Source organism: Pseudomonas mendocina (genome assembly GCF_900636545.1).
Lineage (GTDB): Bacteria > Pseudomonadota > Gammaproteobacteria > Pseudomonadales > Pseudomonadaceae > Aquipseudomonas > Aquipseudomonas mendocina.
In genome coordinates this window covers 1,715,742-1,727,822 of the sequence record NZ_LR134290.1, presented here as the reverse complement: position 1 = coordinate 1,727,822, position 12,081 = coordinate 1,715,742, and the positions used below count along the sequence as shown (strand labels likewise).

Genomic DNA, 12,081 nt, shown 5'->3' with positions numbered 1-12,081 from the left:
CAGATTACGGCTTATGGCGGGCAGGCTATACCGCAGTTGAACAGTGCGAGATTAAGGCGTAGGGGAACGGCGGGTTTCGGCCAAAAGCAGACAGTCGCTATGCTCGTCAGTATCTTGCGTATCCATTTCACTGCGACTTAGCAGTGGCCCTCAGAATTGGGATACCGAATCGCACCAATCGATCAATAGCCGCTTACGGGCTGACCTGCTAAAGAACAAAGGATACAAACTTCTGTCCTTGTTAGGTTTCTGCATCCCCATTGAGGACAGCCTGATTCGTTTAGCGGCAAGGCCAGTTCATAGCTGGGTACACTCAAAATATTGCTCAGCCTACTAGGAGCCGCAGTGAAAAAAATGCTTTCGATTCAGAAAACGCTTGATCGTTGCATTGCGCAGTCCACCTCCATGGAAAAACTGCTTCCATTAGCGCTGGCCAGGGCTGCAGAACGGCGAAAAATTAGTCTTACGGAGGAAGAAATCCGAAACTTGACGGCCGCGCTCCTTAATGCAGAAGGAGAGAAAATCCAAATCGACATAAACCCTCCATGTGCATTTGGAGACAATGAGAAAGAAATTCAAGCGACGATACAGGGACTTATCGATGAGCTGAGGGATTCAATCAAGGATGTATGGGAAAACGTGACTGAGGCGATTTCGCAAGCCGTCCCCAATGCACTTTCAAGCGTGGCTGAATTTATCGGCGATCGCATCTCAGAACAGGCTATTGAGCACTCGCTTTACCTAAGAAAAGCACATTCAGAACGAGCAGAAAAAGTTCAACGCATGTGGGGGAAACCTATTGAACAATTAGATCTTCTGAGGCATATCGTTCTGGAGTGGAATCATACTGCTGTTCTACATCGCAAGGGGGCCTACTCCAAGCCAAATACCTCATTTGCATTGAGCAAGCTTGTCGCTCGAGCATATGAGGTCGTTGGCGAAATTATTACACTGGCAAGAGCTGGATACGCTGACGGCGCATTGGCAAGGTGGCGTTCACTTCATGAGATCTGTGTCATCACAATGTTCTTGGCCACTCGATCCGACAAGTGTGCTCAGATGTATCTATCCCATCATTGGGTAGAAGAGCTGCGACTTCTTGATACTGACAGGGCTAGCGGCACAGCTAGAGCGACAAATGCCTATAACGATCGATATATATACGACTTGCGCAGACAGAAGGACGCGATGGTCGCCAAGTTCGGAGCCGCCTTTTCTAAGGACTTCGGGTGGGCATCGGTAGAGCTTGGCCGCGCCAAGACCACATTCAGAGATTTGGAGAGTCATGTCGGGCTGGAAACTTTGCGGCGTGGCTACCAAGAGGCAAACAGCACAGTCCACGGCGGCGCTCTTGCTACTCTCACTCGGGTTAGTCTTGGGCCAGGCAACGTTGATGGTGCCGTGATCCCCCCAGCCTATGGTTGTGAGGTAGCGGCAAACTACACTACTGCGTCTTTATCGATGATGATTGCAGAACTCTGCCTGGAAACAGAGGATGCTGACCTGCTCACCATGAACATAATCATTATAAACTCTGCATCTAAGATCCGAGAGCTAATTAGACAGGCACAGAGAGAAGCCTCTGGGGACAACCCGCGAGCGCGGATACTGCTGCGAAAGGCGGCGCAGCGAAAACTTCGTAGGAAACCACGTCGCGCCATCTGAAGTTAGTGGCTTGCAGTTGAGCTGTCGACCTTTGTGTAAATCACACCTGTTAGATATTCGAATGAAAGAGAAGAAATTAGGCTTACTCATCGACTCCAACTCCAGCTGAACCAGTGCACACCTAAATCCAGCTAGGTCATCATCTTATCGAAATGAGCTTCAAAATTGGTTTTAATGAAAACATCTTTAAACCGCTCGATAAAGACTTTCGGATCAATCTCTCCAAAGTCAGTCAGATTAACCGAGTCCGCATGAGACTCTCGGTTTACGTACCTGTAGAGTGCTCGGAACTGAGGATTCTCGTCACTCAGTTCCAGCAAGGCTTGGCGTAGGCTGTCTTTCTGATGTACGAAGGTAAAGTAATGCTCCAGAATGTTTCGCATGATATTAGGAATAACATTCGGAGAGACCGAGCCGTTGAGTGCGTCCTTGAGCGCCTGCCAGAACGCTTGGTAGTCATTTTGAATTTCGTTCTCCCTCATGGGTACCACATTGCTGTAATCGGCTTTGGTGATACGGAATAGAGCGAGTGCGTCTTCCTTATCGTCCTTCAGCAATTTATGCATCTCATGGAAGAAAAACAGGTTGTGAGTCAGGATGATGACCTGCTTGAAGCGTGTTTTAGGGTGAAGCACCAGGCGGCGAATCAGCGAGGCGATGTCGTAAACATAGTTGTGGGACAAGCTCGAAATAGGGTCATCAATCACAATGATGCGTTCACTTTTGAGGCCGCTACCTACAGCGTTCAGTTCTCCATTACAAACTTCTAGGAAATAAAGAAACGAAATCAGTGTTTTCTCTCCCTCACTCAATGTCTTGAATACCCCATCACTCTGCCCCGGGCGATGCAGGCGGTATTGAGGTACTGTACCCTCCTCCTTGATCAGCTCGAACCCCCTCAAACCCAAGGTTTGAAGCCACTGGTTAATGTTCTCCACAGACTGATCAACGTTTGTGGTCTCAGCACGAGACGCCGTGATGATGTCACGCTGGGCGGCTATTTCGGCGCGTATCTGCACAACCCCATCTTTGGCGGTCTGCCGCTTTTGCGTCAGTAGATGATCCTCCGCATCAAACGCTGCAAAATAGGGCTCGCACTCATTTCTAAACCAGTTCCAGAATCGATCTTTGATGCTGTTCAGATGGGCCTGTTTGTGTTTGATCTTGGCATTAAATTCATCGACTTTCTTCTGCTCAACGTCTATTGCATCGTTAAGGGATGTAATCAGTACATCGGTAGCATCTAGGGTGGTAACCGCTGAAGGACTGGCCACCTTGGCCGCTATGGCCTGAATATTTTTCTGAAGAACAGTCCGTAGGTTAGCCACATGAATCTGAACCGACTCTACGTCGTAAATCGGGATCTCGCTTTGGCGAAGAAGCTGCTCAGCAGCGGCTGTGTACTGCTGTTGGAGAAGGGTAAGTGCCGTCAGTCGCTTTTCATAGGTCTGGTCAAAAACCTTACGTATCTCAGAGTAGAAATTTCCCGGCAGTGGCTGCTGGCACAAGGGGCACTGATCTTTTGAGTGCAATTCGAATCTTAGTGCGTGCTTAACCCAATCTGAGCTACCCAACTCTTGGATCAGTGCCGACAGATATGAGTCGCCCTTACCGGCGATTACTTCTGCCAGGATCGGATCGGCTTCTATTCCCCTTCCCTCAAACCTTAACCGGGGAATACCTGGAAGCTCCACATCACTCGCACCTTGCAACTGGGCAGCCTCGGCAAGGAGTTCCTCAACCGTATCGGCGGTGCTAACCAATGCAATCTGAGAAGCTGCCTCAATCAATCGGTCTTTGGTGTTTAGTCGGCTGAAACAATATTCAAGTGCACTGTTGTCAAAGCGACCCTTTAGCTTCCAGACATTGTCCTTAAGCCTGGCTCTGGCCGCCTCTTGTGCAGCTTTTGCTTGGCTGCCATCCGCCATATGAGCATTGTGAGTGGCAGTGAGCGAGCTGATGGCTTGTTCAGCCGCAGTTATCGCCTTGTCCGCTTCAATATTGCCCTCGTTGAGGGTAAATACACCGGGTTGGGAAGAAGCCTCATGAAAGTTTTTCTCCATGAAGATGTGGTTATAAACCAAAATTTCGCGATCAGTTTTGACTGGATCGAGCTGGCATAGATTGAACCGAGCGTCGGTAGGATTCTGCAGATAGCTACTGATGGTGGTTTTGCCGGTGCCGTTTTGGCCGTAGAAAATATTCACACGCTTCAAAGACGCGATGGTAACGACGGATGTCGGAGAATAGCTGGAGACGTTGCGCAACAGGATTCTGTTGATCATGAGCTGTCCTTAGCTGGAGGGGCATATGTGCTCAAGCCTATTTGCAAATTGGTCGCTTGCAAAGTGCCAGGATCACCCGAGGCGCTGACGAAACCCTGATTTACTTGCCGTACCTGAGCCTTAGACTACTGGCCCGTCAAGGTCACTTTTCATAACACTTGAGACGCTGGTAGCATTATGCCTGCAGCTACCACCTAGGAATCTCCCTCCTGCCCCACGCATAAGCTTGCTTTGCATATGTCGTGTAAAGGCTGTCAGCGGCCCGCTGAGATCAGATGGAGAAAACGCCATGAAAGATGGAAAAGTTGTTCTGGTTCGCCAGTATGACCGTTTCCGGCTTGGGCAGTGGGAAACCGTGTGCCAGCACATGCGCTCCCTTCCGCGCCGGTAATTGAACGTTCCCTTGGTGGTAGCTGCACCTTCGAGATCTGAGGCCGTTTGCGCGCGTCCTGAGAGACTCCGCTCAGTTAGATAGCATGGCGCAATGCATGCTGCATGGTTCGCTTCTGGCCGATATCTGCTACTCCGCACCTTGCCCTGTCCTCCCCCCCGCGCTACAGTCCGCCTCGTCACGGTCAATCCCGTGACCGGGTGTGGTAACCCGTTTTGTCCGGGCGCGGTAGCGCCATAGTCGAGAGCAGGCGCTTTTTTTGTGCCTGCTGTTTTCTCGTGCATTTATGGCGGGCCGTGTGAGGCAGGCTTCGGCCTGGCCGGTTCCCTCGGACGCCGGTTTACCACCCTTGCACGGTCCGCCTCCATTCCGTGTGGTAACGGGTGGAACGCGGCTCCTTAAACGTTCGAGGAGCATAAGGAAAATGCACTATCCCCCTTTTACCCAAGGGCTCCGCCCTGGGCTGCTGGCTGTCGTGTCGACTTCCGTTTTGGAGGCGCTGCATGACCAAGTCTGAATCCGTCGTTATCCCCTTCCCCACGCAACGCAATCCCTTGCACAGCCATGTGGCCGACGAGTGCCCATTGCAGGCAGCAGCCGAGTACCGCGCGGCTTTGCTGACCAAGCTGTTGCGGCGGATGCCGGAGCCTGAGTTGGCCAGCACCACCAACGCGCTGCTGAGCGAGTTGATCGTGCTCTACCGCCGAGCCATCGCCCAGGCAGCCGGGAGGGCCGAGCATGATTGAACTGCAACGCTATCTCACCCATCTGCCCGGTCATGACGGGCAACCGCCTGCCGAATTTGGCTGGAACGCAGATTGCCAGGCGAGCTTCGGCCACGGTGTGCAAACAGCTCAGGCCTGGCTGGACGACGCCAACAGCGGCTGGCTCTGGGCCAATCTGCTGCTGGAGCGCCAGCTGTATCCGCCGGGTGCACAGCGCCATGCCTTCGAGCTGGGTTTTCTCAGCCGCATCCACCAGCGGTTGTGTTCGCCGTTGGGCGGCGAGCATCAGGCCTTGCGGACGGAATTGCGGCTGTAACAAATCAGGCGAGGGCATGCCCTCGCCTCTTCATGATCGTTCCCACGCTCTAGCGCATCAAAAGCCACAACGGCCACGCCGCAAAGTGGACCACTCATTAAGCCCTTAATTGGATCAATACCTTGATCCTCTTAGTTGTCTTAATTGAGCAGACCTTACCGACTCCACCATCCATAAAGGGTACTGCTCTATGACTCGTCTTAATTGGTTTGAGGCTTCACCCGGTGCAGCAAAAGCGCTGGGAGGGCTGCACCATTACGTCACCACCGGAACGAACCTGCCGCCTCAGCTCATCCATCTCGTGTTCTTGCGGGCATCGCAAATCAATGGATGCGCGCACTGCATCGATATCCATTCGCGAGATCTGATCAAGGGAGGTATGTCAGTAGAAAAGCTCGTTCTGGTGCCGGTCTGGCATGAGGCCGCGCATCTGTTTTCCGAGCAGGAACGTTCCGCCTTGGCCTGGACGGAAGAAGTGACCCTGGTCGGCGAAACGCATGTTTCCGATGAGGCTTATGCCGCGGCATCGTCTGCATTCACTCCGAAAGACCTGGTCGACCTTACGGCGGCTATCGCAGCCATGAACGCGTTCAATCGCATGGGTGTCAGCTTTCGCTTGAGCCCTGCTGCGAAGGCCTAAACCAGAAAGGGGTGGAGTCGTTCAATCCGCCCCTTCCCAGTTGTTCCCTCTCAGGCCACCGCAGCCGTCACCGCCCTGGAGCGCCAGACAAACCCTAGCACCATCAGCAGCCCCAGCCCGGCCATCGCAGCGCCGGCCAAGGAGATCGCCGGGTAGCCCAGCCCCGCCTTGATCACCGCTCCACCCAGTGCCGCGCCAATCGCGTTACCGAGGTTGAACGCGCCGATATTCACCGCCGAGGCCAGGTTGGGTGCGGCCTTGGCGGCTTCCATCACGCGCATCTGTAACGGCGGCACGATGGCGAAGCTGGCGATGCCCCAGATCAGGATGGCCACCGCGGCCGGTAGTGGCCAACGCATCAGCACGGTGAAGGCGAGCAAGACCAGGATCAGCGCACTCAGCGAGACGATCAGGGTGCGATCGACGGAGCGATCCGCCGCCTTGCCACCCCACACGTTGCCCAGCGTCAGGCCGATGCCGTACAGCACCAGCATGGCGGTGATGAAGGCGGTGGACGCCTGGGTCTCGCTGCTGAGGATCGGTGCGATATAGGTGAACACGGTGAACATCGCGCTGGAGCCGATCACGGTCAGGGCCAGGGCCGCCAGCACCGGGCCACGGCCCAGCACGCGGATTTCCGCCAGCACGCCGTCGCTCTTCGGCAGCGGCACGTTGGGCAGCGCGAACCACAGCGCGAGCATGGCCAATACGCCCAGGCCGGTAATGCCCGCAAAAGCCGTACGCCAGCCGAACACCTCACCGAACCAGGTCGCCAACGGCACGCCGCCAATGGTCGCCAATGTCAGACCCATGAACATCGCCGCCACCGCCCCGGCGCGTTTGTCCGGCGCGACCACACTGGCGGCGACGATGGAACCAACGCCGAAGAAGGCGCCGTGGTTCAACGAGGTCACCACCCGCGCGATCAGCAGGCTGTAGTAGTCGGTGGCCAGGGCCGACATCAGGTTGCCCAGGGTGAAGATGGCCATCAGCCCGATCAGCAGGTAGCGCCGGGGAATCTTGCCGGTGGTCAGGGTCATCAGTGGCGCGCCGAGCAGCACGCCCAAGGCGTAGGCGCTGACCAGCAGGCCGGCAGCGGGAATGGAAACGCCGAGATCGCTGGCGATGCCCGGCAACATGCCCATGGGGGCGAACTCGGTGACACCGATGCCAAAGGCACCGATGGCGAGTGCAACGAGTGGTGGATTGATACGCATGGGAAGTCTCCTCATCTATGCCGCGAATGCTAGGATCCAAACCTTGGCGGCGGTAGATGGCATTTCTGGCAAACACCTTTGCTTACGGAGCACAAATGGACTTCAACGGCCGATCAGGCGAAATGCTCGTTTTCGCCAGCGTGGCGGAGCAAGGCAGCCTATCGGCCGCCGCGCGCGTACTAGGGCTGACACCTTCGGCAGTCAGCCGCATCATCGCGCGCACCGAGCAGCGCCTTGGCACCCGTCTGCTGCTGCGCACCACCCGCGCGATCACCTTCACCGCCGAGGGCGAGGCGTACCTGCGCGGCGCGCGGCGCATCCTTGCCGATATGGCGGAAGTCGAAGAAGCTATCGCCGATCAGGGCGTGCCACGGGGGCGCTTGCGCGTCAGCGCTGCGCTCGGCCATGGCCGAATGACCATCGTGCCGCTGGTGGCGGCCTTCAGCGCGCGTTACCCGAACATCACCGTTGACCTCAGCCTGGGCGACGAAGTGGTCGACATTCTCGGCGGCCAGGCGGACGTGGCCGTGCGCTTCGGCCATCTGCCGGACAGCCCGTTGACCGCACGAAAAGTCGGCGAAACCGGCCAGGTGGTGGTGGCCTCCCCCGATTACCTAGAGCGCCATGGCACACCGCAGCAGCCGGAAGACCTGCTGCAGCACAACTGCCTGCGCTTCAACTTCCGCCGTGCCGAACCCAACTGGCCATTCATCCGCGATGGCCAGGCGTTCTCGCTCAAGGTCTGCGGGAATATCGAATGCAGCAGCGGCGAGGCGCTGGCGCAATTCGCCCGTGTTGGCGCCGGCATCGCGCGCATCGGCGAGTTCACCGTGGCCGAGGACATCCAGCGCGGTGATCTGGTGCCGCTGCTGCAAGCCTTCAACCCCGGCGACAGGGAACCGATTCATGCGGTGTTCGTCGGCGGCTCAGCGATGCCGGCGCGGGTGCGGGTGTTTGTGGATTTCCTGGTGGAACATCACCGGATGTGAGTGGGCGGCAATTGACCGGAGAACCTCGCTGTTTCCGAGCTATTGCGCCCCTTGTCAACGGCCGTTTACCGTCAGGAAATAAAGATAGACATAGGCCCGCATGAGGCGCTCGAGACCATCAGCATGGTGACCTGCTTCTGAGGAAGCAGACTATCGATCATGACGACGGCGAAGTGCCGCCGCTCACCTGGCGCCAGGACGGCTCCCAATTGAAAACGAGTCAACGGAAGAAGGTTACGTTCATGAACAAGTCGAGTGTTGAGATGGAGTCTTCCATCTACCACCCCACCGCCTGGCACGTTACCCACTGGAGTGAAGATGCCTACAGCCTGGGTGCATACAGCACCTTGCTGCCCGGCGGCCGGCCGGAACATCGGGGTGTACTGGGCGAGTGCCTGGACGGGCGGCTTGTCATCGCTGGCGAAGCCTGCAATCCCGAGGCGCCAGCCATGACCCACGGTGCCTGGGACGACGGTATTCGCGCGGCCCGCCTCGCCGTCCAGGCCGGAGCCCGACGAGTGATTGTCATAGGCGCGGGCTGTGCCGGCCTAGGAGCCGCCCGCCACTTGCGAGCCAGCGGCGTCGACTGCGTCGTGATCGAAGCGCGGGAACGCATTGGCGGCCGCACCCACAGCCTGCAACTGGGCTCGGTGACCGTAGACGTCGGCGCAGCTTGGTTGCAGCAATTCTCGGCCAATGCCTTGGCCCGCGAAGCGGAACATCTCGGGATGAACATGGTGGAGACCGACTTCAGTCAACCGTTGTCGGCTGCCAGCGACGGGCCGGTTCACGGTATCAATGAAGCCTGGCAGGCGTTGCGCCAGGGTATCGACCGCAGCCGCCCGCTGAGCGAAGGCATCGGGTGCTACTTGGCCAGCCTGGACCCGGCCCACGCCAGGGCAACACGTTATGCGATCGACGGCAACCTGATTATCGAGGCCTGCCTGCCGCTTGCAGAGCTTTCGGTGGACTCCCTCGACGAAGAAGGTGTCGGTAACGATGATCGCTTTCTACCCGGCGGCTACAGCCAGATCATCGAGCACCTGGCCTCCGGCCTCGACATCCGCCTAGGCCAGCCCGTCACTCGGATCGACTGGCAGAACAGTGAGCTGCGCATCAATGAGGAGCGCGGTGACTTCTGCATCTGCACCGTGCCGCTCGGCGTACTCAAGACCCTGTGCTTCCTCCCCGAACTTCCGCCGGCCCAACAGGACGCCCTGGCCCACCTGGGTATGGGCAAACTCGAGAAGGTCGTGCTGCAGTTCGACCAGCGCTGGTGGCCACGTTCGCCGACAGGCTATCTGCGTTGGTACGACACGCCTGCAAGCTGGGTCGAATGGCTGGATCTGACCGATGCACTCGGCAAGCCAACCATAGCCGGGCTCATCGCGGCGGATGCGGTGGAGCGTGAATTCGCCGGCCACAGCGACAAGGAAATTGCCCTGGCCGCTCGAGACACCTTGAAAGCATGGGCCACGGCCGTCGAGGCCTCACATCGAGGCTAACGAAAGCAAGCATTGGCGTGCGTAGCCGAAGGCTGAACCGGAACTTAGGCCGCTCGCAGCGCCAGCCAGCAGTCCGCCAGCCAAGGTCAGAGGCATACTGCCTCGCGAACGGATCGCCGCCCTACGACCATGCCCTCTCCCTGGCGAAGCAGAGCACCACGGGTTCGCGCCCACGCAGGAGCATGGGAGCCATCGATTCATCAATTGTCCGGCATCAACGCTCGGTGAAACCGTTCGCGGTCACTGCATAGGCACGCATGTCATTGCCGGTGATCGCCTTCAGGTCACGCCACACCGCATCAGCCAGATCCTGTGTCGGCCGAGATGACGATGCGCGCACGCGCGCCTCCTCAAGCCATAGCGCAGTTATTATCAGGCGCATCTCGGATTCCTGCTGTCGCTCAGCGTCACTCTGACGAGCCAGGGGAGAGCTCTGTAGCCCACTGGCGGTCTGCCGGAAAATGGCTGCCGTTTGTGCTTGCGAAAGCGAGCGCCCATTGGCGAGTTCCCAGCCGACGGCCAGGAACAGCGCCGTAGCCCCAGTGAGAGAATCCTCCGGCAGGCCACGCTTTTCCAGCTCCTGACGGTAAATGGCGCGGGTGCCTGCCGTTCTCACCAGGTAAGACGGATCCTCCATCTGGAATCGAACCGAAACCATGCCGGACAGCCGTTGTGCGACGCCCTCTTCGATCTGGCTGGTCAAATCGCTTGAGCGCTCAAAGAACAGTGCGGCAGCGTCTCCCGAGCGCGCCTGGCCAGAAGTTCCAGGCCCATCAGAATCGGCTTCGTCGGTACCCTGCGTGGTCGCTTCCTGCGCATGCCGAAGCGCCGACTGGCCCAGAATACCGTTGCCCCAGATATCGATATTGATCCACTCCTGTGCCGTAGCGGAACAGGCCAGAAACATGGCACCCAAGGCGATGGTGTGAACCCCTAGAAAGAAACGCATGATATTTCTCCAGTGCCTGCCTGCCCGATTCTCGTGTGCAAGGGAACTCACCGAGTACGCTGCAAGCCAGTAGGGTGGCCTCACGAGCGAAGCGAGTAGCCCGCCAGGCCATGCCAAGCCTGGCAGCATGAGGATCGTTCAAAACGCCTCAGGACGCCAGCGAACAGCCCGCCGGGCCATGCCAAACCAGGCACCTCGGCGCACCAGCGAAACGCCAACGGCGTACTGCTTCGCGAACGGATCGCCGCCCGGTACACCCCAGGCCCCTAACGCAGCGGCACATAGATATCCGTTTGCCATTGATCCTTGGGCGTCTCGGGGTAAACGCTCAGGTATTCAAAGAACAGTGGCTGGTCGCGCAGTTCCTCGCCGCTGTTCGGCAGCCAATCGCGGTAGATCGGATAGATCGTTTCGCCGATATGATCCGGGGAGCCCGCATGCCGAACCACGGCATAACGTCCGCCCGGTATGGTCAGCTCGCGAACGTTGAATTCGTTCGCGGCCACGGCCTGTCGAATCTCGCCACAAATGGCGAAGCGAAACTCGTGCGCTGGCGTGGTATCGGGGTTGCCGTATGGAATGCCAAAAGAACGACTCGATGCTACCGGCGATTGCCCGCTTTGCATGCGCCACAGGATGAAGGTGTTGACGCTCTGATCGACCCGTTCGGGTGGGCCACAGTGCTCCAATGCAGCGACGCGGACGGGAGAGAAATCGACGATTTGTACGTGCATGACGACAGTCCTTGAAAAGTGAGGGATGGCGAATACCGTATTCCACACATGCCAATTGGGCGCCTTTCTGAATTCGCTGGGCGACATGCCAAACGCTCGCCTGAACGCCCGGCTGAACGCTTCAGGACTTTCGAAACCAGCCTGGAGCGCGGCGTTCAATACCGAGAGCTCGGCCCGAGCCACCAGCCCATGCGCAGCGCGCCGCAGTCGCATCAGTTGCACATAGCGTGAAACCGGTACGCCAATGAATGCGCCGAACTGCCGATGGAAGTGAAAGGGCGAAAAGCTGGCCACCTGACTCAGCGCCTTGACCGACAGATCGCCATCGAGGTTGGCCTCAATGTAGGCGAGTACAGCCTCGAAACGCTGTGTGTAAGCAGAGGAAGATGACCGAACGGACACAGTGCAGAAACTCCAGGAATACGGTGAGCGCTAGCCTATGCAATGGCGCCGTGCCGGCGCCTAGCCGCATTTGCTCAGTTGGGCCTGTTGATCGTTCCCACTTGCTGCACACCGAGTACGGCGCAGCCCCGATGACCGGAGGCAATCCAGTAGGGCGGCCTCACGAGCGCAGCGAGTAGCCCGCCGAGCGATGCCAAGCCAGGCAGCACGAGCATCGTTCAGAACTCCAACGGCGTAATGCTTCGAGAACGGATCGCCGCCCG

At 57.8% G+C, this 12,081-nt stretch carries 10 protein-coding genes; 6 read left to right on the top strand and 4 right to left on the bottom strand.

Annotation, left to right across the window (positions count from 1 at the left end; all coding sequences use genetic code 11):
* Nucleotides 1-354: 354 nt before the first annotated feature.
* Nucleotides 355-1,665: a DUF5677 domain-containing protein gene (locus EL191_RS07950; protein WP_041977892.1), complete on the top strand. Its 1,311-nt coding sequence runs from the start codon at nucleotides 355-357 to the stop codon at nucleotides 1,663-1,665.
* 131 nt (nucleotides 1,666-1,796) lie between these two features.
* Here the strand turns inward: EL191_RS07950 and EL191_RS07945 are convergent, their stop codons facing one another.
* Complete coding sequence (locus EL191_RS07945; RefSeq protein ID WP_041977889.1) at nucleotides 1,797-3,950, bottom strand: AAA family ATPase; 2,154 nt, start codon at nucleotides 3,948-3,950, stop codon at nucleotides 1,797-1,799.
* Between the two features lie 894 nt (nucleotides 3,951-4,844).
* Between EL191_RS07945 and EL191_RS07940 the strand changes: the two genes are divergently transcribed.
* The 3 genes from EL191_RS07940 (at nucleotide 4,845) to EL191_RS07930 (ending at nucleotide 6,022) form a co-directional block, all read left to right on the top strand.
* A complete protein-coding gene (locus EL191_RS07940; RefSeq protein ID WP_041977887.1) occupies nucleotides 4,845-5,087 on the top strand; it encodes a hypothetical protein in 243 nt (80 codons plus the stop codon).
* A complete protein-coding gene (locus EL191_RS07935; protein WP_041977884.1) occupies nucleotides 5,080-5,382 on the top strand; it encodes a LasR-specific antiactivator QslA in 303 nt (100 codons plus the stop codon). The genes EL191_RS07940 and EL191_RS07935 overlap by 8 nt, the downstream gene beginning before the upstream one ends.
* Nucleotides 5,383-5,572: 190 nt before the next feature.
* On the top strand, nucleotides 5,573-6,022 hold the full coding sequence (locus EL191_RS07930) for a carboxymuconolactone decarboxylase family protein (protein ID WP_041977881.1): 450 nt from the start codon (nucleotides 5,573-5,575) through the stop codon (nucleotides 6,020-6,022).
* A 50-nt stretch (nucleotides 6,023-6,072) separates the two neighbouring features.
* On the opposite strand, the gene EL191_RS07925 is transcribed toward EL191_RS07930, so the two are convergent.
* The gene (locus EL191_RS07925) at nucleotides 6,073-7,239 is read right to left on the bottom strand and encodes an MFS transporter (RefSeq protein ID WP_041977878.1); all 1,167 of its coding nucleotides are present in this window, start codon (nucleotides 7,237-7,239) and stop codon (nucleotides 6,073-6,075) included.
* Nucleotides 7,240-7,334: 95 nt separating this feature from the next.
* Between EL191_RS07925 and EL191_RS07920 the strand changes: the two genes are divergently transcribed.
* Nucleotides 7,335-8,228, top strand: coding sequence for a LysR family transcriptional regulator (locus EL191_RS07920; protein ID WP_041977875.1), 894 nt, complete (start codon nucleotides 7,335-7,337; stop codon nucleotides 8,226-8,228).
* 263 nt (nucleotides 8,229-8,491) lie between these two features.
* A complete protein-coding gene (locus EL191_RS07915) occupies nucleotides 8,492-9,733 on the top strand; it encodes a flavin monoamine oxidase family protein (RefSeq protein WP_041978187.1) in 1,242 nt (413 codons plus the stop codon).
* Between the two features lie 214 nt (nucleotides 9,734-9,947).
* On the opposite strand, the gene EL191_RS07910 is transcribed toward EL191_RS07915, so the two are convergent.
* Both EL191_RS07910 and EL191_RS07905 read right to left on the bottom strand, forming a co-directional pair.
* A complete protein-coding gene (locus EL191_RS07910; protein ID WP_041977872.1) occupies nucleotides 9,948-10,682 on the bottom strand; it encodes a DUF6683 family protein in 735 nt (244 codons plus the stop codon).
* 266 nt (nucleotides 10,683-10,948) lie between these two features.
* Nucleotides 10,949-11,818, bottom strand: a complete 870-nt coding sequence (locus EL191_RS07905; protein WP_041977870.1) for an AraC family transcriptional regulator — start codon at nucleotides 11,816-11,818, stop codon at nucleotides 10,949-10,951.
* Nucleotides 11,819-12,081 lie beyond the last annotated feature (263 nt).